The organism is Luteococcus japonicus (genome assembly GCF_003752415.1).
Classification (GTDB): domain Bacteria; phylum Actinomycetota; class Actinomycetes; order Propionibacteriales; family Propionibacteriaceae; genus Luteococcus; species Luteococcus japonicus.
Genome location: NZ_RKHG01000001.1, coordinates 3,293,401 through 3,315,618, shown reverse-complemented (window position 1 = coordinate 3,315,618; position 22,218 = coordinate 3,293,401). Strand labels below are relative to the sequence as shown.

General features: G+C 69.0%; 20 protein-coding genes, 2 tRNA genes and 1 pseudogene. 6 read left to right on the top strand and 17 right to left on the bottom strand.

The window, feature by feature from the left end; genetic code table 11:
• Positions 1-4: 4 nt before the first annotated feature.
• Positions 5-2,260, bottom strand: a pseudogene (locus EDD41_RS15825) (FtsK/SpoIIIE family DNA translocase); the annotation flags it as partial.
• A 315-nt stretch (positions 2,261-2,575) separates the two neighbouring features.
• Complete coding sequence (locus EDD41_RS15820; protein WP_094764867.1) at positions 2,576-3,580, bottom strand: thiamine-phosphate kinase; 1,005 nt, start codon at positions 3,578-3,580, stop codon at positions 2,576-2,578.
• A 29-nt stretch (positions 3,581-3,609) separates the two neighbouring features.
• Here EDD41_RS15820 and EDD41_RS15815 point away from each other — a divergent pair, with 29 nt between their 5' ends.
• The gene (locus EDD41_RS15815; RefSeq protein ID WP_094764866.1) at positions 3,610-3,843 is read left to right on the top strand and encodes an Lrp/AsnC family transcriptional regulator; all 234 of its coding nucleotides are present in this window, start codon (positions 3,610-3,612) and stop codon (positions 3,841-3,843) included.
• A gap of 15 nt (positions 3,844-3,858) precedes the next feature.
• Here the strand turns inward: EDD41_RS15815 and EDD41_RS15810 are convergent, their stop codons facing one another.
• The gene (locus EDD41_RS15810; protein WP_094764865.1) at positions 3,859-5,013 is read right to left on the bottom strand and encodes a D-alanine--D-alanine ligase family protein; all 1,155 of its coding nucleotides are present in this window, start codon (positions 5,011-5,013) and stop codon (positions 3,859-3,861) included.
• A 40-nt stretch (positions 5,014-5,053) separates the two neighbouring features.
• Positions 5,054-5,833: a lysophospholipid acyltransferase family protein gene (locus tag EDD41_RS15805; protein WP_094764864.1), complete on the bottom strand. Its 780-nt coding sequence runs from the start codon at positions 5,831-5,833 to the stop codon at positions 5,054-5,056.
• A 99-nt stretch (positions 5,834-5,932) separates the two neighbouring features.
• Here EDD41_RS15805 and EDD41_RS15800 point away from each other — a divergent pair, with 99 nt between their 5' ends.
• Positions 5,933-6,148, top strand: a complete 216-nt coding sequence (locus tag EDD41_RS15800) for a hypothetical protein (protein ID WP_123576603.1) — start codon at positions 5,933-5,935, stop codon at positions 6,146-6,148.
• Between the two features lie 78 nt (positions 6,149-6,226).
• Here EDD41_RS15800 and EDD41_RS15795 read toward each other — a convergent pair whose 3' ends face one another.
• The 3 genes from EDD41_RS15795 to leuC all read right to left on the bottom strand — a co-directional run bounded on the left by EDD41_RS15795 (position 6,227) and on the right by leuC (position 8,732).
• The gene (locus tag EDD41_RS15795) at positions 6,227-6,517 is read right to left on the bottom strand and encodes an HU family DNA-binding protein (protein ID WP_094764862.1); all 291 of its coding nucleotides are present in this window, start codon (positions 6,515-6,517) and stop codon (positions 6,227-6,229) included.
• 196 nt (positions 6,518-6,713) lie between these two features.
• Positions 6,714-7,319 carry a 3-isopropylmalate dehydratase small subunit gene (leuD, locus tag EDD41_RS15790; protein WP_123576601.1) on the bottom strand — a complete coding sequence of 202 codons (606 nt, stop codon included), beginning with the start codon at positions 7,317-7,319 and terminating at the stop codon, positions 6,714-6,716.
• 15 nt (positions 7,320-7,334) lie between these two features.
• Positions 7,335-8,732 (bottom strand): 3-isopropylmalate dehydratase large subunit, encoded by a 1,398-nt coding sequence (leuC, locus tag EDD41_RS15785; RefSeq protein ID WP_123576599.1) that lies wholly within the window; start codon positions 8,730-8,732, stop codon positions 7,335-7,337.
• Between the two features lie 89 nt (positions 8,733-8,821).
• Here leuC and EDD41_RS15780 point away from each other — a divergent pair, with 89 nt between their 5' ends.
• Complete coding sequence (locus tag EDD41_RS15780; RefSeq protein ID WP_094764859.1) at positions 8,822-9,547, top strand: IclR family transcriptional regulator; 726 nt, start codon at positions 8,822-8,824, stop codon at positions 9,545-9,547.
• A gap of 57 nt (positions 9,548-9,604) precedes the next feature.
• On the opposite strand, the gene EDD41_RS15775 is transcribed toward EDD41_RS15780, so the two are convergent.
• The 4 genes from EDD41_RS15775 to EDD41_RS15760 all read right to left on the bottom strand — a co-directional run bounded on the left by EDD41_RS15775 (position 9,605) and on the right by EDD41_RS15760 (position 11,659).
• Positions 9,605-9,680: transfer RNA gene (locus EDD41_RS15775), tRNA-Glu, on the bottom strand.
• Between the two features lie 80 nt (positions 9,681-9,760).
• Positions 9,761-9,832, bottom strand: a tRNA-Gln gene (locus tag EDD41_RS15770).
• A gap of 43 nt (positions 9,833-9,875) precedes the next feature.
• Positions 9,876-10,838, bottom strand: coding sequence for a CPBP family intramembrane glutamic endopeptidase (locus EDD41_RS15765; protein WP_123576597.1), 963 nt, complete (start codon positions 10,836-10,838; stop codon positions 9,876-9,878).
• Positions 10,835-11,659, bottom strand: a complete 825-nt coding sequence (locus EDD41_RS15760) for a fumarylacetoacetate hydrolase family protein (RefSeq protein WP_094764857.1) — start codon at positions 11,657-11,659, stop codon at positions 10,835-10,837. Before EDD41_RS15760 ends, EDD41_RS15765 begins: the two co-directional genes overlap by 4 nt.
• A gap of 53 nt (positions 11,660-11,712) precedes the next feature.
• Between EDD41_RS15760 and EDD41_RS15755 the strand changes: the two genes are divergently transcribed.
• Entirely contained in the window at positions 11,713-13,008 is a 1,296-nt protein-coding gene (locus EDD41_RS15755) for a thymidine phosphorylase (protein WP_123576595.1), read from the top strand.
• A 572-nt stretch (positions 13,009-13,580) separates the two neighbouring features.
• A complete protein-coding gene (locus EDD41_RS17690) occupies positions 13,581-14,837 on the top strand; it encodes a GNAT family N-acetyltransferase (RefSeq protein WP_245995778.1) in 1,257 nt (418 codons plus the stop codon).
• Here the strand turns inward: EDD41_RS17690 and cimA are convergent.
• The gene (gene cimA, locus EDD41_RS15745) at positions 14,822-16,441 is read right to left on the bottom strand and encodes a citramalate synthase (RefSeq protein WP_123576592.1); all 1,620 of its coding nucleotides are present in this window, start codon (positions 16,439-16,441) and stop codon (positions 14,822-14,824) included. The two genes, EDD41_RS17690 and cimA, sit on opposite strands and share 16 nt — an antisense overlap.
• A 1-nt stretch (position 16,442) precedes the next feature.
• Positions 16,443-17,525, bottom strand: coding sequence for a branched-chain amino acid aminotransferase (locus EDD41_RS15740; RefSeq protein WP_094764853.1), 1,083 nt, complete (start codon positions 17,523-17,525; stop codon positions 16,443-16,445).
• Between the two features lie 76 nt (positions 17,526-17,601).
• Between EDD41_RS15740 and EDD41_RS15735 the strand changes: the two genes are divergently transcribed.
• Complete coding sequence (locus tag EDD41_RS15735) at positions 17,602-18,681, top strand: 3-isopropylmalate dehydrogenase (protein ID WP_123576590.1); 1,080 nt, start codon at positions 17,602-17,604, stop codon at positions 18,679-18,681.
• A gap of 115 nt (positions 18,682-18,796) precedes the next feature.
• On the opposite strand, the gene ribH is transcribed toward EDD41_RS15735, so the two are convergent.
• Genes ribH through ribD form a run of 4 tightly spaced genes read right to left on the bottom strand, consistent with a single transcriptional unit; the run spans position 18,797 to position 22,121 of the window.
• Positions 18,797-19,264 carry a 6,7-dimethyl-8-ribityllumazine synthase gene (ribH, locus tag EDD41_RS15730; RefSeq protein WP_094764851.1) on the bottom strand — a complete coding sequence of 156 codons (468 nt, stop codon included), beginning with the start codon at positions 19,262-19,264 and terminating at the stop codon, positions 18,797-18,799.
• Positions 19,261-20,472, bottom strand: coding sequence for a 3,4-dihydroxy-2-butanone-4-phosphate synthase (gene ribB / locus EDD41_RS15725; RefSeq protein ID WP_123576588.1), 1,212 nt, complete (start codon positions 20,470-20,472; stop codon positions 19,261-19,263). The genes ribH and ribB overlap by 4 nt, the downstream gene beginning before the upstream one ends.
• Positions 20,469-21,077 carry a riboflavin synthase gene (locus tag EDD41_RS15720; RefSeq protein ID WP_123576585.1) on the bottom strand — a complete coding sequence of 203 codons (609 nt, stop codon included), beginning with the start codon at positions 21,075-21,077 and terminating at the stop codon, positions 20,469-20,471. The genes ribB and EDD41_RS15720 overlap by 4 nt, the downstream gene beginning before the upstream one ends.
• Positions 21,078-22,121, bottom strand: a complete 1,044-nt coding sequence (ribD, locus tag EDD41_RS15715; RefSeq protein ID WP_123576584.1) for a bifunctional diaminohydroxyphosphoribosylaminopyrimidine deaminase/5-amino-6-(5-phosphoribosylamino)uracil reductase RibD — start codon at positions 22,119-22,121, stop codon at positions 21,078-21,080. It abuts the gene before it with no gap.
• Positions 22,122-22,218 lie beyond the last annotated feature (97 nt).

Genomic DNA, 22,218 nt, shown 5'->3' with positions numbered 1-22,218 from the left:
CGAGTCAGCTGGCAGTGAGGTTCGCCAGCACGTCCTCCAGGTCGTCTGGCTTGACGAGCACCTCGCGAGGCTTGGAACCCTCGGAGGGGCCGACCACGCCACGGGTCTCCAGGATGTCCATCAGGCGTCCGGCCTTGGCGAAGCCGACGCGCAGCTTGCGCTGCAGCATCGAGGTGGATCCGAGCTGGAGTTCCACCACCAGCCGGGCGGCGTCCAGCACCAGTTCCAGGTCATCACCGATGTCCTCGGCAACCTTGCTGCTGGCACTCGCCGCGGCGGTGACGTCCTCGCGGTACTGCGGCTGCAGCTGTTCCTTGACGACGGCAACGACGTCGCGGATCTCCTGCTCCCCCACCCACGAGCCCTGCACACGGACAGGCTTGCCCGCACCCATCGGCAGGAACAGGCCGTCGCCCTGACCGACGAGCTTCTCGGCACCGGGCTGGTCCAAGATGACGCGGGAGTCCGTCATGGAGCTGGTCGCGAAAGCCAGACGCGACGGGACATTGGCCTTGATCAGGCCGGTGACGACGTCGGTCGACGGACGCTGGGTGGCCAGGATCAGGTGGATGCCGGCCGCTCGGGCCAGCTGGGTGATGCGGACGATCGAGTCCTCCACGTCCCGGGGCGCCACCATCATCAGGTCGGCCAGCTCGTCGACCACCACCAAGAGGTAGGGGTAGGGGGACAACACACGCTCGCTGCCGGGCGGCAGCTGCACCTGGCCGGCCCGCACGGCCTTGTTGAAGTCGTCGACGTGCCGGAAGCCGAAAGCCGCCAGGTCGTCGTAGCGCTGGTCCATCTCCTTGCACACCCACTGCAGGGCCTCGGCGGCCTTCTTGGGGCTGGTGATGATGGGTGTGACCAGGTGCGGAATGCCCTCGTAGTTGGTGAGTTCCACACGCTTGGGGTCCACCAGCAGCATGCGGACCTCGTCGGGGGTGGCGCGCATCATGATCGAGGTGATCATCGCGTTCACGAAGGAGGACTTGCCGGAACCGGTGGCACCGGCCACCAGCAGGTGCGGCATCTTGGCCATGTTGGCAATCACGAAGCCGCCCTCGACGTCCTTGCCCAGACCCACCACCATCGGGTTGTGGTCATTGCGGGCCGTGTTGGAGCGCAGCACGTCACCGAGGCTGACGATCTCCTTGTCCAGGTTCGGGATCTCGATGCCGATGGCGGACTTGCCGGGGATCGGCGACAGGATGCGCACATCGGGCGAGGCGACGGCATAGGCGATGTTCTTGCTGAGTGCGGTGACCTTTTCCACCTTCACCGCATTCCCCAGCTCCACCTCGTAGCGGGTGACCGTCGGGCCGCGCGTGTAACCGGTGACATGGGCGTCGATCTCGAACTGGTTCAGCACCTCGGTGAGGCGGCCCACGATCTGGTCGGAGGCCTCGGAACGGGCCTTCGGCACCGAGCCCGGCTTCAGCAACTGCGAGTCGGGCAGGACGTACTGGACGTCGCCGGACAGGGTGAGCTGCTCGACGCGCTGCGGGATGGGGCTGTGGTTGGGAGCCTCCAGGGGCTTGTTGACCTCGATGTCCCCGGAGGCCATGGCCTCCGCCTTCTCCGGCGGCAGACCGGCGACGACCGGCTTGGCCTCCGCCGCGCCACCCTGGGGCACCGGCCCGGTGAGTTCCTTGGGCTCGTAGGCATCGACGTCGAAGATCTCGTCAGCACGGGTGTCGGCGGCAACCTCCCTCTTGATCAGCGGGGTGTCGTAGGCCTCGTCGACGCCGTACTCGAGGGCCGGCCGCGGACGGGCTGCGCGACGGGCGGCAGCAACCTCCCGCGCGTCGTTGACGCGGTCCACCATCTCGTAGAGGGGGATGCCGATGATCACGACGATGCCGAACATCATCAGCAGCACCAGCAGCGGCACTGCGACCCAGACGGTCAGCAGGTCCGCCACCAGGCTGGAGGAGATGTATCCCAGGATGCCGCCCGCGGCGCGCATCCGCTCGGGTTCCGCGGGACGAGGCAGGCCGTGCGCGATGTTCATCAGGCCGAGCAGACCGAGCAGGAAGGAGCTCCAGCCCATCACCTGACGGCCATTGGCACCATTGCGCTCGGGATGGCGCAGGGTGCGCCAGGCCATGGCAAAACTGAGCAGCGGCACGGCGAAGCTGAGTCCGCCGAAGATGGTGGCGATGGCCACCTGGATGCAGCCGCCGACCGGACCGGGCATCATGAACCAGAACCGGGCGGCAACCAGGATGCCGAAGGCGATCAGGGCCAGGCCGACGCCGTCACGGCGCAGTTCCGGCTCGGGATCGGGTGCCGGGGTGCCGACGGCGCGAGCACCCTGCCCCATCAGTTGGGCAGTGCCGCGCCATGCCGCCGCGACCCCGCGGATGAGCGGGTTCGGGCGCGGTGGAGGAGCCGTGCGGGTTGCACGACTGGAACCGGAACGGTTGGTGGTCTTCTTGCTTCCGGACGACCGCGAACCAGACGACGCCCGGGTCTTGGACTGGGCGTTGTTGCGGGACCGCGGTGGGGAAGACGCGCGGGTCGCCATGGTCCACAGACTAATCCATGGCCCGTTCGCCCCGAAGTCTCCACGCCGTCAGCCCCGTCGGTAGTGGTCCCAGCCGGCGCTGCCCTCCCAGTGCTTCCCGTCGACCAGGACCGTGGGCCCCTCCTCGGCCTCCGGATCCCGCACGCGGCCCAGCACCTGCCAGCCGTCCGGAACGCTACCCACCTCGAAGCAGGCCGCCAGGGCGTGGTCCTCTCCCCCGGCGAGCACGAGCCCCAGTGCGTCGCGGCCCGTCGCCGCGGCAACGGCTCGGACCGGCTCGTCGATCTCGAAGCGTGCGCTGTCCAGGTCGATCACCACCCGGCTGGCATCGGCGATGTGTCCCAGGTCTGCCAGCAGGCCGTCGGAGACGTCGAGCATCGCGGTGGCACCCGCCCTCGCCGCCTCACGCCCCGCCCCATAGGGAACGCGTGGGACGCGTTGGGAGTCGACGGCCGCGCGCGGGGAACGGAAGCCTCGTTCCAGCACCGAGAGGCCGGCGGCGGCCCAGCCCAGGCGTCCCTTGACCGCAAGCACCTGACCGGTGCGGGCACCCGAGCGCAGCACCGGGGCACGTCCCTCCGTCTGGCCGATCACCGTGACGCAGATGGTGATCTCCCGGGCTCCGGTGGTGTCGCCGCCCACCAGGCAGATGCCTGCGCGGTCTGCCTCCATCCGGACCCCGGTGGAGAACTCGCGCACCCACTGGGCCGGTAGGCTGCCCGGCGCACCCAGCCCGATCACCATCGACACCGGCGTGGCACCCATCGCCTCCAGGTCCGCCACGTTGACGGCGACGGCCTTGCGCCCGATCTCCTCCGCGCTGCTCCAGTCCGTGCGGAAGTGCACGCCCTCGACCAGCAGGTCGGTGCTGGTGACCGCCGAGCCGTCGACGAGGAAGACCGCGGCATCGTCCCCAGGGCCCACGGAGACCTGCGGCGACATCACCAGGTCACGAGTGATCTGTGCGATAACGCCGAACTCTCCGACGCTGGCAAGGGTATCCGCGGTGCGGTCGGTGGCAGGGCCCGTGCCGCTGCCGATGATAGCGTCCATGCACCACACGCTACCGAGAAGAGGACACCATGGTGAGGGCCTATGTGCTGGTGCAGACCAGTGTCGGCAAGATTCCGCACGTTGCCGAGGCCCTCAAGGCCATGCCCACGACGGTGCAGTGCGACGAGGTGACCGGTCCCTATGACGTGGTGGCGCTGGTGGAGGTACCCGCCATCGAGGACCTGGGCCGGCTGGTCGCTTCCCAGATCCAGACCATCGAGGGCCTCACCCGCACCGTGACCTGCCCCGTCGTCGGCTACTGAGCCGCCGATCCGCGCTCAGCGCAGGCCCGTGGGACGCTCCATGGCCAGGGTGATCAGGTCGTCCACCAGGCTCGGGTAGTCCAGCCCCGTCGCGGCCCACATCACCGGGAACATCGAGCTGGGCGTGAAACCGGGCATGGTGTTGATCTCGTTCAGGATGACCTGACCGTCCGGGGTGACGAAGGAGTCCACCCGCGCCAGCCCCTCGCAACCGGCCGCCTCGAAGGCATCACGGGCCACCTGCTGCACCCTGGCCTTGACCTGGTCATCCACCTCGGCGGGGCTGGTGAGCTGCACGGAGGCGCCGTCGAGGTACTTGGCGTCGAAGTCGTAGAAGTCATGCCCGCCAGCCACGACGATCTCGCCTGGTTCGGAGACCCGCGGGGCGTCGGTGCCGTGCCCCTGCAGCACACCGCACTCGATCTCGCGGCCGACGATGCCTTGCTCGACGATCACCTTGGGGTCATGGCGACGCGCCTCCTCGATGGCCTCGCGCAGCCCGGTGGGCTCGGTGACCCGGGTGATGCCGAAGCTGGAACCCGCGCGGCAGGGCTTCACGAAGACGGGGAATTCCAGCTCGCCGACCCGGGCCAGCGCCGCGTCCGGTTCGCTGCGCCACTGGCGGTCGGTGATCACCCGATAGGGGCCGACGGGAAGTCCGGCGGCCTCGAAGACCACTTTCATGTAGTGCTTGTCCATCATCACCGCGCTGGCCAGCACACCGCAGCCCACGTAGCGCATGTCGGCCAGTTCGAAGAGCCCCTGCAGGGTCCCGTCCTCGCCGAAGGGGCCGTGCACCAGCGGCAGCACGACGTCCACGTCACCGAGCACCGCGGGAGGCTGGCCGGCCTCCAGGGTCTTGAGTGCGCGGTCCCCCACCTGCATCGGCACGATCACTCCGGTACCCGCGGCCGCCACCTCGGGCGTCTGGCCGGGGCGCAGGCGGAGCGGCTCGGGGTCGTCGTCCACGACGACCCACTGACCCTGCCTGGTGATGCCGATCGGGATGACCTCGTAGCGCTCCCGGTCGATCGCGGACAGCACGCTGGCAGCGGTGGAGCAGCTGACCGGGTGCTCCTCGGAACGACCGCCGAAGACGACCGCGACCCGGATCCTGTCCCCTTGGCCGGGGTGGTCTTCGGGGCGTGCGGTGGCGGCGTGCTCGGTCATGTTCTTCCTCACTCAGATACGACGGACCAACACTAGGCCCTCAGACGGTCCTCGGCCCCTTGGGCACGCGGGCCTTCTTGCGTACGTCATAGCGGTCGGCCGGGGGCTGCTCTTCCCGCAGTTCCCCCACCAGGCCGGTGATGGCATCCAGCATCCGCTCGGTGGCGACGCGCACCGCGAGGTGTCGGTCCGGGTGGTCGTAGAGGTCCGAAAGGTCCAGCGGCTCACCGACATTCATCCGCAGCGTCGGGCGCGGGAAGAACTTCGGGATGCCCACCTTCTTGCCGGGCAGGATCTGCTGGGCGCCCCACTGTCCCACCGGGATGACCGGGCAGCGGGTGTCCAGGGCCAAGCGCGCGGCGCCGGTGCGTCCGGTCATCGGCCAACCCTCGGGATCGGTCCCGACGGTTCCCTCGGGGTAGATCACGACCATCTCGCCCTCGTCGAGCGCGTCGCGGGCCGCCTGCAGGGAGTCGACGGCGCGAGCACTGTTGCGCTCCACGGGGATCTGGCGGCAGCCCTTGGCGAAGAAGCGCACGACGGGCACCTTCCACAGATCCGACTTGCCCAGGAAGCGCGGCCACCGCCCGGACCAGATGAGGAAGTCGCCCAGCGCCAGCGGGTCGTAGTTGCTGATGTGGTTCGCCACCACCAGGGCACCACCGGTGGCCGGGATGCGCTCCTGGCCACGCCAGTCGTAGCTGGTGAGGGCACGGTCAACGCTGTGGATGACAAGTCCGAGGACGCGGTAGGTGGGTTCACCGTCGCGCAGGGCGACGCGTCGCCGTGACGACCTCTGGGGACTGTTCTTGCCTGCCATCTGTCCTACTCCTTGCTGGGCCTCTGCCGGGTGCTCCTCTGGGGGGGCGCTCCCTCACGCTAGTCCATGCCCGCCGGGCGGCGCCCTAGACTTCCCCCCATGAACAGCCCTGATGTGGTCGGTGCCACGGTCGTCGAGCGAAGCCCGGACGGTCTGGTGGTCCTGCTCGACGACGGCACCCGTCGTACCATCCCCGCGGATCGGGCCCCGGGGGGGGCCCTGCGCGCGGGCCAGCGGCTGCAGGTGGGCCTGACGGGTGACGACGCCCAGGCGATCTGGCCGCGCTTCTCGGTGACGGTCACCCCGCGGAGCTGAGTCTGGCCGCGCACGAAAAAGGGGCGGACGGTCCATCCGGATCCGTCTCGCCCCTGAGAAGTGCGTCGGCGCAATGCCTCACTTCTTGGCTGCGGCCTCGACACGCTTCTTGAGGTCCGTGCCGGGACGGAAACGAGGGATGTCCATCGCCTCGGCCTGCTTGCGCTCCCCGGTGCGCGGGTTGCGGACCATGCGGGCCTCGCGGTGCAGGACCTCGAAGACACCGAAACCGGTGATGGAGACCTTGCCCTTGGCGGCAACTTCGGTGGAGATGGTGTCGACGACCGCGTTGAGCGCTCGGGTCGCGACGGCCTTGTTGCCCTCGAAATGGGCCTTGGCCAGAGAGTCGATGAGTTCAGCCTTGTTCACGGACGTGCCTTTCTTGTTCCGCCGGCCCCCCAGCCGGCTGGACGGGATGCATGGGTGCATCCCGTGGAATCAAAGCTAGGTTCAACATCAGGGCGCTTCCACCAAAACCCGGTCAAATGCCCCATTTGTTCAGCAAATGCAAAGCGTCCGCTTCCCTGCAAGGAAAAGCGGACGCTTTGGCGGTCTCGACGAAAAACTATCCGGCGGTTCGCACGGGCAGTGTCGTCGGCTTGAAGGAGGGCCGTCCGGCCTCGTAGGCGGCGATGTCCTCCTCGTGCTGCAGGGTCGAACCGATGTCATCCAGACCCTCGAGCAGCCGGTGCGCGGTGTGCTCGTCGATCTGGAATGCGACGCTCAGCTCGCCCGCGGTGATGGTGCGTGCGGCAAGGTCCACGGTGAAGGGCACCTCGGGGTGCTCCTCGGCCGCCTGCCACAGCTGCTCGACGACATCCTGGCCGACGGTGGCGACCAGCAGGCCGGCCTTGCCGGCATTTCCGCGGAAGATGTCACCGAAGCGGGATCCGATGACCACCTTGAAGCCGTAGTTCTGCAGTGCCCAGACGGCGTGCTCGCGGGAGCTTCCGGTGCCGAAGTCCGGGCCGGCCACCAGGACCGATCCCTTGTCATAGGGCTGCTTGTTCAGCACGAAGTCCGGGTCACTGCGCCAGGCGCTGAACAGGCCGTCCTCGAAACCGGTGCGGGTGATCCGCTTGAGGTAGACGGCCGGGATGATCTGGTCGGTGTCCACATTGGAACGACGCAGCGGGACGGCAATGCCGGTGTGGGTGGCGAACTTCTCCATGACGGGGCCCTTCTCTCAGAGGTCCGCGGGAGCGGACAGGTGGCCGGTCACGGCCGTGGCGGCGGCGACTGCGGGGCTGACCAGGTGGGTACGCCCGCCCTTGCCCTGCCGGCCCTCGAAGTTGCGGTTGCTGGTGGAGGCACTGCGCTCCCCCGGTGCCAGCTGGTCCGGGTTCATGCCCAGGCACATGGAGCATCCGGCGGCACGCCATTCAGCCCCCGCCTCCAGGAAGACCTTGTCCAGGCCCTCGGTCTCCGCCTCCAGGCGCACCCGGGCCGAGCCGGGGACGACGAGCATCCGGACTCCCTCGGCCACCGTGCGTCCCTGCAGGACGCTGGCGGCCAGCCGGAGGTCCTCGATCCGGCCATTGGTGCAGGAGCCGAGGAAGACCGTGTCGACGCCGATCTCGCGCAGCGGCTGGCCGGCGGTCAGGTCCATGTACTCCAGCGCCCGGCTGGCGGCCTGGCGCTCGTCGGGATCGGTGAAGTCCTCCGGGTTGGGGACATTGCCGGCCAGCGGGGCGCCCTGCCCCGGATTGGTGCCCCACGTGACGAAGGGGGTCAGGGTGCTGGCGTCGAGGTCAACCTGCACGTCGAAGACCGCGTCGTCGTCGGTGCGCAGGGTCTTCCAGTACTCGACGGCCGCTTCCCAGTCCTCGTCCTCGGGCGCATTGGGACGGCCCTTGAGGTAGTCGAAGGTGGTCTGGTCCGGCGCGACCATGCCCGCCTTCGCTCCCCATTCGATGGACATGTTGCAGATGGTCATCCGGCCCTCCATCGACATCTGCTCGATGGCCCGGCCGCGGTACTCGACGATGTAGCCCTGCCCACCGCCGGTGCCCACCTGCGCGATCAGGGCCAGCACGACGTCCTTGGGGGTCACTCCCTCGGGCAGGTCACCGTTGATGTTGACCGCCATCATCCTGGGGCTTGCCTGCGGAAGCGTCTGGGTGGCCAGCACATGTTCGACCTCGCTGGTGCCGATACCGAAGGCCAGGGCCCCGAAGGCGCCATGGGTGGCCGTGTGCGAGTCGCCGCAGACGATGGTCATGCCGGGCTGGGTCAGGCCCAGCTGCGGACCGATGATGTGCACCACGCCCTGGTCCTTGCTGCCCAGCGAGTGGATCGGCACCCCGAATTCCGCGGCATTCTTGCGCAAGGTGTCCACCTGCAGGCGCGAGACCGGGTCCGCGATGGGCTTGTCGATGTCCAGCGTGGGGGTGTTGTGGTCCTCGGTGGCCAGGGTGAGGTCGGGCCGACGCACGGGACGGCCGGCCAGACGCAGCCCGTCGAAGGCCTGCGGGCTGGTGACCTCGTGCACGAGGTGGAGGTCGATGAAGAGCAGGTCCGGCTCACCCTCCTGGCTGCGTACGACGTGTGCGTCCCACACCTTCTGGCTCAGTGTCTTGCCCATGGCTCCTTCTTCGTCGAGATCCACGCTGTTCAGGCGATGCCGTCCAGTATGCACTGGAATATCGAATGACGAGACGCTATTCTCAGAGTATGGACGATAAGAGCGGTGTGGGAGTACTCGACAAGGCGGCCTTGGTACTGAGCGCGCTGGAGACCGGTCCGACGACGCTGGCCGGCCTGGTCAGCTCAACGGGCCTGGCGCGGCCCACGGCCCATCGGCTGGCCGTCGCCCTGGAGCACCACCGCCTCGTGGGGCGCGACCTGCAGGGCCGCTTCGTCCTGGGCCCCCGCCTCACGGAGCTGGCGGCCGCCGCGGGTGAGGACCGCCTGCTGGCCACCGCTGGCCCCATTCTGGCGCGTCTTCGTGACATCACGGGCGAATCCGCCCAACTCTTCCGTCGTCAGGGCGACATCCGCGTCTGCGCCGCGGTGGCCGAACGGCCCTCCGGTCTGCGCGACACCATCCCCGTCGGGTCGCAGCTGACCATGACCGCGGGCTCCGCGGCCCAGGTGCTGCTGGCCTGGGACGAGCCCGACAAGCTGCAGCGCGGCCTCAACTCGTCGGCCTTCTCCGCCGTGGCCCTGGCCACAGTCCGGCGACGCGGCTGGGCACAGTCCGTCGCGGAGCGTGAGCCGGGCGTCGCATCCGTCTCCGCCCCAGTACGCGCCCCCAGCGGCAAGGTGCTGGCGGCCGTCAGCGTCTCCGGCCCGATCGAGCGGTTGACCCGCCAGCCGGGCCGCCTGCACGCGCCCGCCGTGATGGCGGCCGCCGAGCGGCTGTCCGAGGTGCTGCGCCGCACCGGCGCCAGCGAGTAGGAGTCCCGCACACGCAGAAGAACCCGGATCCAGGAGGATCCGGGTTCTTCTTCCTGCTGGTAGCCCCGACGGGATTCGAACCCGCGCTACCGCCTTGAGAGGGCGGCGTGCTAGGCCGCTACACAACGGGGCCCTAGCGTGCTTCCGAGGCGCGACCTCGGTAGCGTTGAAAGCCTAGTGGAAGCTGCTGTTGCCAGCAAATCCTGCTTTCAGCAGGGGTACCAGGACTCGAACCTGGACTAACGGAACCAGAAACCGTCGGGCTGCCAATTACCCCATACCCCTTCGTTTCGCCTTGGCTTTTTCTGCGGCGCAACGAGGTAGAACACTACCGGACCGCGTGCTGCCTTGCCAAATCGGGCCCATGGGAGAGACCTCTGGGGGTGCTGGTGGCAAGGTTCATCCGGCGCGAGAGCCACCAGGCGATGGCCGCGAACAGGCTGAATCCCACCAGATCGCTGGCGGCATTCGCCCATCCGATGGCCTGCAGCGCGCGCGCCTGGGCGATCCCACCGGAGAAGGCCGCCCAGCCAAAGGCAAACAGGTTGTTGACCACGTGGCAGGCAATGCCCGCCTCGAGGCCGCCGGTCCAGATGACCAGGGCGCCCGCCAGCAGCCCGAACCCGAAGCGGTCCACGAAGAGCGGCACGTTCTGCACCCCGTGGAAGAAAGCGAAGACCAGGGCGGAGACGACCACCGCGAACCAGCGCACGTGCTCCGGGCGCAGTCCCACCCCGTCGCCCACCGAACCGGCGGCCTGGAGGAGGTAGCCGCGGAAGAAGTACTCCTCCCCCGCCGCCTGGAGGGGTGCGGTGAGCAGCACGGCCACCAGCCAGACCCAGATCTGCGCCTGCGGCGCCAGGTGCCAGCTCTGCCCGATGCGTCCGAGCAGCAGCACGGCATTGAGCACCACGGCCGCCACCGGCAGGCACAACAGCAGGTAGCACCAGCGCATCCCAGGCTGCACGCTGGTGGCCCAGGCCGCATCACGGCCGTGCAGGAAGCGCACCAGAGCGATGCCGATGACCGTCAACAACGCCAAGCCCAGGTGGGCACCCACCAGGCCCGCCGGATGCTCGAAGCGCGACGCCTCCTTGGCCCAGGCGGAGAAGCCACCGGGGCTGCCGGCCAGGAGCCAGCCGAGCCAGGTGACCAGTTGGGCCACCAACGGCACCGCCAGACCGAAGAGCACCAGGGCCACCATGACCCCGGCTCCGGCCCGGAGACCGGACTGACCCGAGCCGGTCAGCACCCGGGAGAAGTCGACGCCCGCGGGTGGCCGTTGGCTCACTGCTCGTCCACCACCGGATTGGCCAGCTCGCCGATGCCCTGGATGTTGACCGTCACGCGCTGGCCGGGCGTGATCTCTCCGACGCCTGCGGGAGTGCCCGTGAGGATGACGTCGCCGGGAAGCAGGGTGGTGAACTGGCTGATGTAGCTGACCAGCTCGGCGACACCCCGCACCATGAGCCGGGTCGAGTCGTCCTGGCGGACCTCGCCCTCGCCTGGAGTGCGCTGGTCGGCAACGGTGGTGGTGATCTGCAGGTCGGCCGACTCCTCCAGGGACAGGTGCGTCACGATCCACGGCCCCAGGGGGCAGAAGGTGTCGCTGCCCTTGGCCCGGGCCCACTGGCCGTCGCTGGCCTGCAGGTCACGCGCGGTGACGTCGTTCGCCACGGTGTAGCCGAAGATGACCTCGGAGACCCGCTCGGCCGGCACCTGCTTGCAGATCCGGCCGATCACGACCGCCAGTTCGCCCTCGTGGTGCAGCTCCTTGCAGGCCGCCGGGCGCACGATCGGATCATCGGGACCGATCACGGAGGTGTTGGGCTTGAAGAAGAGCAGCGGGCTCTCAGGAACCTCATTGCCCATCTCCGCGGCGTGGGCGGCGTAGTTGCGGCCCACGCCCACGATCTTGCTCCGGGGGATGACGGGGGCCAGCAGGCGTACGTCGTCCAAGGGATGGCGTTCGCCGGTGTAGTTGACGGGGCCGGCCAGCGGGTCCCCGGTGATGGCCGCGATCGTGTCGGGGTGTTCCCCGGCGTCGGCGGCGAGTTCGACGAGACCGTACTGGGGCTCGCCTCCGGCAAGGGCGTATCGAGCAATGCGCATGCGGCGAGGATACCGTCGCGGGCCGGCACCGCGGGTGCTGGTTTACTGGGTGCATGGTCAAGGACTTCGAGGCACGGTCATTCAGCGCGGTGGAACTGATCCGCGCCAAGCGCGACGGCGGAACACTCACCGACGAGCAGATCGACTGGCTGATCCATGCCTACACCGACGGTGTGGTTGCCGACGAGCAGATGTCATCGATGGCCATGGCTGTCCTCTTCCGGGGCCTGGACGACCGCGAGCTCGCCACCTGGACCCAGTCCATGATCGACACCGGCGTGCGGTTGGACTTCTCCTCGCTCAGCCGACCCACCTCGGACAAGCACTCCACCGGCGGCGTGGGAGACAAGATCACCCTGCCCCTGGCCCCGCTCGTGGCCGCCTGCGGCGTCGCGGTCCCCCAACTCTCGGGCCGCGGCCTGGGACACACCGGCGGCACCCTGGACAAGATGGAGTCCATCCCCGGCTGGCGCGCCCTGCTCAGCAATGAGGAGATGATGGCCCAGCTCGAGGAGGTGGGTGCCGTCATCTGCGCAGCCGGCGACGGCCTGGCCCGCGCCGACAAGAAGCTCTATGCGCTACGCGACGTCACCGGCACCGTGGAGGCCATCCCGCTGATCGCCAGTTCCATCATGAGCAAGAAGATCGCCGAGGGCACCGGCGCCCTGGTGCTCGACGTGAAGGTGGGCTCCGGTGCCTTCATGAAGAACCTGGATGATGCCCGCGAACTGGCCAGCAGGATGGTGGCACTCGGCAAGGCTGCCGAGGTGAACACCGTCGCCCTGCTCACGGACATGTCCACTCCGCTGGGCCTGACGGCCGGCAATGCGCTGGAGGTCACCGAATCCGTCGAGGTACTCGCCGGCGGTGGCCCGGCCGACGTCGTCGAGCTGACCCTGGCGCTGGCCAGGGAGATGCTGCAGGCCGCCGGCAGCGATGCCGACCCCGAGAAGGCGCTCAAGGACGGTTCCGCGATGGACGTCTGGAAGCGGATGGTGCGCGCCCAGGGCGGAGACCCCGAGGCGACCCTGCCCGTCGCCCAGAACTCCGACGAGGTCCTGGCCGAGGCAGACGGCGTCCTGACCACTCTGGATGCGATGGCTGTCGGCGTGGCCGCCTGGCGCCTGGGCGCGGGCCGCGCCCGCAAGGAGGATCCGGTGCAGGCCGGAGCCGGTGTGGTGATGCACGCCAAGCCGGGTGACCGCGTGGTCAAGGGCCAGCCCCTTCTCACCCTGCACACCGACACCCCGGATGCCTTCGCGCGGGCCCGCGAGGCACTGGTGGGCGGCATCGAGATCGGTCCCGAGGCACTGGACCGCCAGCCCCTGCTGATCGACCGGATCAGCTGACCCGATGGGCGTCCAGGACGCGCTGGCCGAGCGCTTCTTCCGCCGCAAGCAGCAGCCAGTCCGATGCCTCGGCCACCGTGGTGCCGAGTTCCCCCGGACAACGCGAGTTGGCCGAGCTCCTGGCCGACGAACTGCGCAGCGCCGGAACCAGCGACGTGCACCTGTCTGAGACGTCGGTCCTGACGGCCCGGATTCCCGCACGGCTGCCCGACGGGCACGGGACCGTGCCCGCGGTGGGTTTCGTGGTGCACCTGGACACCGCCGATGCCGGGCTTTCCCCCCGAGGTGCATGCCCGGGTCGTCTCCCAACACGGTGGGGACCTGTGTCTGGACGAGCAGTCCCGGGCGTGGATCCGCGTTGCCGAGCATCCGTAACTCGAACGCCATGCCGGCCAGCGGCTCCTGGTGACGGATGGATCCAGCGTGCTGGGCGCCGATGACAAGGCGGCCATCGCCTCGGAGATGGAGGCCGCCGCCCGGCTCCTGCAGGATCCGGCGGCCGTGCACGGTGACGTCCACCTAGCGGTCGTGCCCGACGAGACGAGGAGATCGGGCTGCGCGGTGTGCGCACCATGGACCTGGACCGCTTCCCCGTCGCCTTCGCCTGGACGCTGGACTGCTGCGAGCTGGGCGAGGTGGTCTGGCAGACCTTCAACGCGGCCGCCGTCGAGGCACGTGTGCAGGGGGTTTCGGCGCCTCCGATGTCCGCGAAGGGCGTGCTGGTCAACCCGGTGCTGGTGCTGCATGACCTGGTGGCCCAGCTGGACCGACGCGAAGCACCGGGGCACACGGAGGGCACCGAGGGTTTCGTCTGGGTGACCGGAGTGGAGGCGAACCCGTCGACGGCCACCCTGCATGCCAACATCCGCGATCATGACCTGACGCGCTTCGACGAGCGCAAGCGCCTGGTGCTGGGCGCCGCAGAACGGGTGCGGACCCTGCACCCCGGTGCCCGCGTCGAGGTGACCATCATGGACACCTACGCCAACATCGCCGACTCCCTGACCGAGACCAACCGCACCGCCGTGGACCTGATGTTCACCGCGATGGAGCGGCTCGGCATCACGCCGAAGCCGACCGCGATGCGAGGCGGCACCGATGGCTCCTGGCTCAGCCAGCACGGGGTGCTGACTCCCAACTCCTTCACCGGCGCGCACAACTTCCACAGTGCCGCCGAATTCCTGCCCCTGCCGAGCCTCGAGCAGAGCCACGCCATGGTCCTGGAGCTCATCTCCCTCGTCGCCCAGGGCCGGGACCTTGGACAGCACTGCGAAAAATCCATGGCGCAGCACCCAGCCGCGCCAGACTGGGCCGATGGAACTGATCCTTCGCCCACCGACCGCCGCCGACGAGGCGGGCTGTCGCGCCCTGCCCGAGCAGCTGCTGGCCGACGACTTCGAGTTCCTGCTGGCCGACGGGGCTGGGGGGAGCTCCCGTCAACCGTCGCACGGGAGGCGGCAGGCATCGATCTGGCGCCGGGCAGAGTCCCGGCAGACTTCCTCCGCGCCGAGGTGGACGGTCAGGTCGTGGGCCGCGTCTCCATCCGGCACGCGCTCAACGACTTCCTGCGCACCATCGACGGGCACATCGGCTATGCCGTGGGGCCGGACTTTCGCCGCCACGGGTGCGCCACCGAGATCCTGCGGCAGTCCGTCACCCGACTCAACGCATTGGGCGTGGACCGGGTACTGGTCACCTGCGACGACGACAACATCGCCTCGGCCCGCACCATCGAGCGGTGCGGCGGCGTGCTGGAGAACATCTGGCAACCCTCGACAGACCCGGGGAACGAGCCGGTCAAGCCCAAGCGGCGCTACTGGATCGGCTGAGGCCGTCCATAGCCCTTCACGAGGCCGAAGAAGTAGGCATCGGACAGTGCCTCCCAGCTGGACTCGATCACATTGCCCCCCACCCCGACAGTGGTCCAGGTGTGGTCACCATCGGACATGTCGATCAGCGTGCGAGTGACGGCATCGGTGCCACCGGTCTCCATGATCCTCACCCGGTAGTCGACGAGCTTGAAGCGCTCCACCTGGCCGAAGACAGGAACCAGGGCCTGGGTGAGGGCATCGTCCAGGGCGTCGACGGGGCCATTGCCCTCGCCCACCACGGCCAGCCGCTTGGGCCCGAGCTCGGGATCATGGGCCACCAGCTTCACCGTCGCCTCGGAATAGGTGTCGCCCTCGGCATCGCCGGGACGGTGTTCGGTGAGCACCCGCCAGCTCGCAATTCCGAAGGGGGCGTCCAGTTCCCCCAGCTCGTCGCGCAGCAGGAGCTCGAAGCTCGCGTCCGCCGCCTCATAGGAGTAGCCATCGGCTTCGCGGCGCTTGATGATCTCCGTGATCCGAGCGGCCAGTTCTCGGTCGGACAGGTCGAAACCGAGCTGTTCGCCCTTGATCTGCACATTGGCGCGTCCCGCCATGTCGCTGATCAGCATCCGCATGTCATTGCCCACGGCCGACGGGTCGACGTGCTGGTACAGGTCGGCGTCGACCTTGATGGCCGACGCGTGCAGACCCGCCTTGTGCGCAAAGGATGAGTGCCCCACATAGGGCTGGCGGGTGTGCGGGGCCTGGTTGGTGATGTCGGCAATGGCGTGCGAGGTGTGGGTGAGACCGGCCAGTTGCTGGTCCGTGAGCAGTGGCCAGCCATACTTGAGCTGCAGGTTGGCCACCACCGTGGTCAGGTCGGCGTTGCCGGTACGTTCCCCGTAGCCGTTGACGGTTCCCTGGATGTGCATGGCGCCGGCTTCGACCGCCGCGATGGTGTTGGCCACGGCGCAGCCCGTGTCGTTGTGGCAATGGATGCCCAGGTCGACCCCCACCGCGCCCGCCGCCGAGACGACGTCGCCCATCTGGCTGGGCAGCATCCCGCCATTGGTGTCGCACAGCACGACCACCTCGGCGCCGGCCTCGGCGGCCGTGCGGACAACCTCCAGGGCGTAGCCGGGATTGGCCCGGTAGCCGTCGAAGAAGTGTTCGCAGTCGACGAAGACGTGCTTGCCGTGCTCCACGAGGTGGCTGACGGTGTCGGCCACCATCGCCAGGTTCTCCTCCAGGGTGGTGCGCAGGGCATGGGTGACGTGGGCGTCGTGGCTCTTGGCGACGAGGCAGACGTAGTCGGTCCCGGCATCGCGCAGAGCCGCGGTGAGTGGGTCGTCGGCGGCACGCCCACCCGCCTTGCGGGTGGAACCGAAGGCGACCAACCGGGAGTTGGCCAGTTGGAGTTCCTGTGCGGCCGCGACGAAGAAGGCCGTGTCATTGGGATTGGCGCCCGGCCAGCCGCCCTCGATGAAGGTCACGCCGAGGGCGTCCAGATGCCCGGCGATGCGGAGCTTGTCCGCCACCGACAGCCGCAGGCCCTCCTGCTGGGCACCGTCTCGAAGGGTGGTGTCGAGGATGTGGAAGTTGTCCGGGGGCAGGGGCATCTCCATGTCAGCAGACCTTGTGGGTCCAGCCATAGGGGTCCTCCGCGCGGCCGTACTGGATGTCGACCAGGCGCTGGCGGATGTCCAGCGACTGCGACTCGGCCACCTCGGGCAGACGATGCACCTGGTCGCGCACCGTGAGGCTGGCGATGGGTGTGACGACGGCCGCGGTGCCGCAAGCGAAGGCCTCGACGATGCTGCCGTCGGCGATCCCGTCCAGCACTTCCTGCAGGGTGATCCGGCGCTCGACGGGCGTGAAGCCGATGTCGGGAGCCATGGTGAGGATCGAGTCGCGGGTGATGCCGGGCAGGATGTTGCCGGTCAACTCGGGGGTCACGAGTTGACCGTCGCGCGTGATCACGAAGAAGTTCATGCCGCCGAGCTCGTCGATGTGGCTGCGATCGGTGGCGTCCAGGAAGAGGACCTGGCTGCACCCGTGGGCATAGGCCTCGTTGGTGGCCTGGAGGCTCGCGGCGTAGTTGCCACCGCACTTGGCGGCACCGGTGCCGCCGGCCCCGGCCCGGGAGGAGTCCAGGCTGACCCAGATGTCGACGGCGCTCACGCCGCCCTTGAAGTAGGCCCCCACGGGAGAGGCGATCACGCAGAAGGTGGCCGTGTGCGCGGCCCGCACGCCCAGGAAGTTCTCGTTGGCGATGGTGAACGGACGCAGGTAGAGGCTCTGCTCGGCACCGCCGGGCACCCAGCGCTGGTCCACCTCGACCAGCGCGCGGACACCGGCGACGAAGTCCTCCACAGGCAGCTGCGGCAGCGCCAGCCGTGCAGCGGAATTGCGCAGGCGCTCGCCATTGGCCTCGGGGCGGAAGAGCCAGACCGAGCCGTCGGCACGCCGATAGGCCTTCAGGCCCTCGAAGATCTCCTGGGCATAGTGGAAGACGGCGCTGGCAGGGTCGGAGGCCAGGGAGCCGTAGCGCACCACGCCGGCGTCGTGCCAATCCTTCTCCTTGGTCCACGTCGCGACGGCCATGTGGTCGGTGAAGTGGTCGCCGAAGCCGGGGTTGGCGAAGATCTCGTCGAGCCGGGCCTGGTCTGTGTACTGCTGGTCGTCGCGGACGGTGAACTCAAGTGCCATGGCGAACAGCCTAGACCGGTCCCCATCCTGAGACAATCGTCTCGCGGAATGGGATTTTGGTCCTAGGATGGCTGCCATGACTGCAGCGACGCCTGACTCTACGAAGACCCCCACCCTCGCCGTGATCGGAGGCGACGGCATCGGCCCCGAGGTCACCACCGAAGCCCTCAAGGTCCTCAAGGCGACCGTCGGCGAGGACGCCTTCACCTTCGTCGAGCACGATCTGGGCGCCGAGCGCTGGCTGCGCACCGGCGAGGTGCTGCCCGAAGCCACCATCGAGGAACTCAAGGCCAGCGACGCCATCATCCTGGGCGCCGTCGGCGCCGCCCCCGGCTCCACCGAGATCCCGTCGGGCCTGCTGGAACGGGGCCTGCTGCTCAAGCTGCGCTTCCTGTTCGACCACTGCGTCAACCTACGCCCCAGCAAGTACTACCCCGGCACTGCCTCACCCCTCTCTTCGGCCGTGCTGGATCAGGGGCCGATCGACTTCGTCGTGGTGCGCGAGGGCACCGAGGGCCTCTACTGCGGCAACGGTGGTGCTGTGCGCGTGGGCACCGAACACGAGATCGCCACCGAGGTGAGCGTCAACACCGCCTTCGGCGTGGAGCGCGTGGTTCGCGACGCCTTCGAGCGCGCCATGGCCCGTCGCAAGAAGCTCACCCTGGTGCACAAGCACAATGTGCTGGTCAATGCAGGCGGGCTGTGGAAGCGGATCGTCGAACAGGTTTCCACCGAGTACCCCGAGGTGACCTGTGACTACCTGCACGTCGATGCCGCCACCATCATGTTGGTCACCGACCCGCAGCGCTTCGACGTGATCGTCACCGACAACCTGTTCGGCGACATCCTCACCGACGAGGCGGGCGCCATCACCGGCGGCATCGGCCTGGCGGCCAGCGCCAACATCAACACCACCGGCGACTTCCCGAGCATGTTCGAGCCCGTGCACGGCTCCGCCCCGGACATCGCCGGCCAGGGCATCGCGGACCCGACGGCCGCGATCAGCTCCATGGTGTTGCTGCTGGACCACCTGGGCCGCCCGGAGGATGCCCGCCGGATCGAGGCCGCTGTGGAGGCGGACATCGCCGCCCGCGGCGACGCCAAGCGCTCCACCAGTGAGGTGGGCGACGCGATCGCCGCCGCCGTCAGGGGCTGATGGACCACACCTCTTGGCCTGACGTCAACAATGTGTGAGTTTGGATCCCTGGGGGAGCCCCAAACTCACACATTGTTCTTCCAAGGCCCCGGGCCACGTGTCCCCCGGCGCACCTTCAGAGCGCTGCGCGCAGCGACATCACCGTCGCGACGGCGGCGGTGGCGGCCTCGTGACCCTTGTCCTCGCTCGACCCCTCCAGCCCGGCGCGGTCCAGCGCCTGCTGCTCGTCGTCGCAGGTCAGGACGCCGAAGCCGACCGGCTTGCCGGTGCGCACGGACACGTCGGTGAGCCCGACGGTGGCGGCCTCGCAGACATACTCGAAGTGCGGGGTGCCGCCGCGGATCACCACGCCGAGCGCCACCAGGGCGTCGAAGTGGTCAACCAGCGCGGAGCAGGCCCCGGCCAGCTCGAAGGTGCCCGGCACGCGCACCAGGGTGACGTCGGTGACGCCGGCATCGGCCAGGCCACGCTGGGCCCCGTCGACCAGGCCGTCCATCACGGTGGTGTGCCAGCTCGCCGCGACGATGGCGACCTTCAGGCCGCTGCCGTCGACGATGATGGTGGGTGCTCCTGCGCCGCTCATGCGGGTTCTCCATTCTTCAGATTGGCCGGGAAGGTGTGCCCCATCCGGTCTCGTTTGGTGGTCAGGTAACTGATGTTGTCCTCGCCGACGCCGGTGGTGCCGGAACGCACTCCGAGCACCTCCAGCCCCGCGGCCCGCAGCGCCTCTGCCTTGTCCGGATTGTTGGTGAGCAGGGTGATACCAGTGACTCCCAGGGCGGTGAGGATGGCGGCTGCCGCCCCGTACTCGCGGTCGTCGACGGGCAGGCCCAGCTGGGTCTGGGCATCGACGGTGTCCGCCCCGCCATCCTGCAGGTGGTAGGCGCGCAGCTTGTTCAGCAGACCGACGCCGCGGCCCTCGTGCCCCCGCAGGTAGACCAGCACACCGGGCTCGGCGCCGAGCAGCTCCTGCGCGCGCCGCAGCTGCGGGCCGCAGTCGCAGCGCAGCGAGCCCAGCGCGTCACCGGTCAGGCATTCGGAGTGCATCCGCACCAGGTTGCGCCCCCCGATTCCCAGCGGACTGATCATCGCGATGTGCTCGGCGCCCGTGACCAGGTCACGGAAGCCGATCGTCTCGAAGCGTCCGGCTTCGGTGGGCACCGAGGTGCGAGCCACCTCTTCCACCCGGTCGTGCAGCTGGCGCCACGCGGCAAGGTCGGCGATGGTCACCACGGGCAGTCCTTCCCTCTCCCCGAGGGACAGCACGTCGTCGGTGCGCATCATGGTGCCGTCATCGTGCACCAGCTCGCCGATCACCCCGACCGGGGCCAGCCCGGCCAGCCGGCACAGGTCCACGGTGGCCTCTGTGTGGCCTCGACGGGTCAGCACTCCCCCGTCGCGGGCGCGCAAGGGCACCACGTGGCCAGGCCGGGTGAAATCGGCCGGGACGGCATCGGGTGTGGCCAGCCGCCGCACGGTGGTGGCCCGGTCATGGGCGCTGATTCCCGTCGTGGTCCCCTGCGCCGCGTCCACGGTGATGGTGTAGGCAGTGCGCAGGCTGTCCTGGTTCGCCTCCACCATCAACGGCAGCTCCAGCCGATCGGCCCACTCATTGGTCATCGGCGCGCACAGGTAGCCGGAGCTGTGCCGGATCGCCCACGCGGTCCATTCATCGGTGAGCGTCTGGCCGGCGGCGATCACGTCGCCCTCGTTCTCCCGGTCCACGTCGTCCAGCACCAGCACCGGCCGGCCTTCGCGCATCGCCTCCAGGGCCTCCTCGATGGTGTTCATTCCTGCTCCTCCGATTCCTTGGCCGCCAGCATCTTCTCGACATATTTGGCGAACACGTCCACCTCCAGGTTCACCCGGTCACCCACCTGCTTGCTGCCCAGTGTGGTGAGCTCCAGGGTGGTGGGGATCAGAGAGACCTCGAAGAAGTCCTCGCCGATGGCACTGACGGTCAGGGAGACGCCGTCGACGGTGATCGAGCCCTTCTCCACCACATAGCGCGCCAAACCTGCGGGGAGCTCGAAGCGCACCAGCTCCCAGCGTTCGCCCGGCGTGCGCGCCAGGATGCGGGCGGTGCCGTCCACATGCCCCTGCACGACGTGTCCGCCGAAGCGGCCGGTGGCGGCCATCGCCCGTTCCAGGTTCACCGGCGAGCCTTGCGTCAGTTCTCCCAGCGAGGAGCGACGTAGGCTCTCGGCCATCACGTCGACGCTGAAGCTGGTCTGGTCGTGTTCGAAGACGGTGAGGCAGACGCCATTGCAGCTGATCGACGCCCCGGGGATTGCGTCGCTGACCACCAGGGGGCCACGAATCCGCAGCACCGCGGACTCCGCGCCGTGCTCGATGGACTGGACGCTGCCGAGTTCCTCGACGATTCCGGTGAACATTCACTTCTCCTTGCAGTTGGGAGTGGGGCGGTTGAGGATGAGGGCGACGTCGTCGCCATGGCGTTCGACGTCGATGAGCTGGAGCCGGCTGATGTCGGCGATGGTGGTGATGCCAAGGTCCGAAACCGCGGCAGTTCCGGCACCCAGCAAGGCAGGAGCCAGACAGGCGATCACCTCGTCGATGACTCCGGCCCGCCACCAGGCCGCCGCGAGGGTGGGGCCGCCCTCCAGCCAGACGTGGTGGATACCCTCACAGGCCAGGGCTTCGAGTGCCGCCGTCGCGTCGCCGCCCGGCAGCTGCCGGTAGAGACCGTCGCGTCCGCGCACCCGTGCCGCGGCGGGCACGGGGGAATCCCCGACGACGACGCGCAGCGGCTGGCGCTGCACGGGCTCGTCCTGCTCGTCACGCACGGTGAGCCGGGGGTCGTCGGCCTTCACCGTGCCCGTGCCGACGACCACGGCGCCGCACCGTGCCCGGCGCTCATTCATGACCCGACGCATGGCCGCGCCGGTGATCCACTGCGAGCTGCCGTCGGCGGCGGCACTGCGACCGTCAAGGGTGCCGGCGAACTTCCAGGTGACCCAGGGGCGTCCGGTGCGCAGCACGTGGTTCCACGTGGCGTTGAGTGCTTCGACCCGGTCCGCCATCAGTCCCGGTTCGGTCTGGATCCCGGCGGCGCGCAGCGTGGCAGCCCCACCGGCGGCCATGGGGTTGGGATCGGACTGGGCGAAGACGACACGGGCGACGCCCGCATCGACAAGGGCCTTGGCGCAGGGCCCGGTGCGGCCGGTGTGGTTGCACGGTTCCAGGGTCACGACGGCGGTGCAGCCACGAGCCCGTTCTCCGGCGATCGCCAAGGCCATCGCCTCCGCATGCGGCGTGCCCGCGCCCTGGTGCCATCCCTCGGCCACCAGAAGACCGTCTGGGTCGAGCAGCACGCAGCCGACGCGTGGATTGGGGTCGGCTTCGATGCCCAGGGCCGCCAGCTCCAGAGCACGCTCCATCGCCGCGGCTTCTTGCGCCCACTGGCTGCTGTTGTCCATCTCGCTCCCCTGCTTCGGCACCACTGCCGTGCACCGGGGTGTGCGAGGACGCGCACGGATGCGCGTTCGCCCTGGACGTCGTCAGACGACGGCCAGA

Coding starts and splice junctions, on each gene's coding strand:
- ribB (WP_123576588.1), bottom strand. CDS start 20,472: ATGAACACCATCGAGGAGGCCCTGGAGGCGATGCGCGAAGGCCGGCCG.
- cimA (WP_123576592.1), bottom strand. CDS start 16,441: ATGGAGATGCCCCTGCCCCCGGACAACTTCCACATCCTCGACACCACC.
- EDD41_RS15810 (WP_094764865.1), bottom strand. CDS start 5,013: ATGACCGAGCACGCCGCCACCGCACGCCCCGAAGACCACCCCGGCCAA.
- EDD41_RS15740 (WP_094764853.1), bottom strand. CDS start 17,525: ATGGCACTTGAGTTCACCGTCCGCGACGACCAGCAGTACACAGACCAG.
- ribD (WP_123576584.1), bottom strand. CDS start 22,121: ATGGACAACAGCAGCCAGTGGGCGCAAGAAGCCGCGGCGATGGAGCGT.
- leuD (WP_123576601.1), bottom strand. CDS start 7,319: ATGGAGAAGTTCGCCACCCACACCGGCATTGCCGTCCCGCTGCGTCGT.
- leuC (WP_123576599.1), bottom strand. CDS start 8,732: ATGGGCAAGACACTGAGCCAGAAGGTGTGGGACGCACACGTCGTACGC.
- EDD41_RS15815 (WP_094764866.1), top strand. CDS start 3,610: ATGGTGAGGGCCTATGTGCTGGTGCAGACCAGTGTCGGCAAGATTCCG.
- EDD41_RS15805 (WP_094764864.1), bottom strand. CDS start 5,833: ATGGCAGGCAAGAACAGTCCCCAGAGGTCGTCACGGCGACGCGTCGCC.
- EDD41_RS15760 (WP_094764857.1), bottom strand. CDS start 11,659: ATGCGCATTGCTCGATACGCCCTTGCCGGAGGCGAGCCCCAGTACGGT.
- EDD41_RS15780 (WP_094764859.1), top strand. CDS start 8,822: ATGGACGATAAGAGCGGTGTGGGAGTACTCGACAAGGCGGCCTTGGTA.
- ribH (WP_094764851.1), bottom strand. CDS start 19,264: ATGAGCGGCGCAGGAGCACCCACCATCATCGTCGACGGCAGCGGCCTG.
- EDD41_RS15820 (WP_094764867.1), bottom strand. CDS start 3,580: ATGGACGCTATCATCGGCAGCGGCACGGGCCCTGCCACCGACCGCACC.
- EDD41_RS15735 (WP_123576590.1), top strand. CDS start 17,602: ATGACTGCAGCGACGCCTGACTCTACGAAGACCCCCACCCTCGCCGTG.
- EDD41_RS15755 (WP_123576595.1), top strand. CDS start 11,713: ATGGTCAAGGACTTCGAGGCACGGTCATTCAGCGCGGTGGAACTGATC.
- EDD41_RS15720 (WP_123576585.1), bottom strand. CDS start 21,077: ATGTTCACCGGAATCGTCGAGGAACTCGGCAGCGTCCAGTCCATCGAG.
- EDD41_RS15800 (WP_123576603.1), top strand. CDS start 5,933: ATGAACAGCCCTGATGTGGTCGGTGCCACGGTCGTCGAGCGAAGCCCG.
- EDD41_RS17690 (WP_245995778.1), top strand. CDS start 13,581: ATGGACCTGGACCGCTTCCCCGTCGCCTTCGCCTGGACGCTGGACTGC.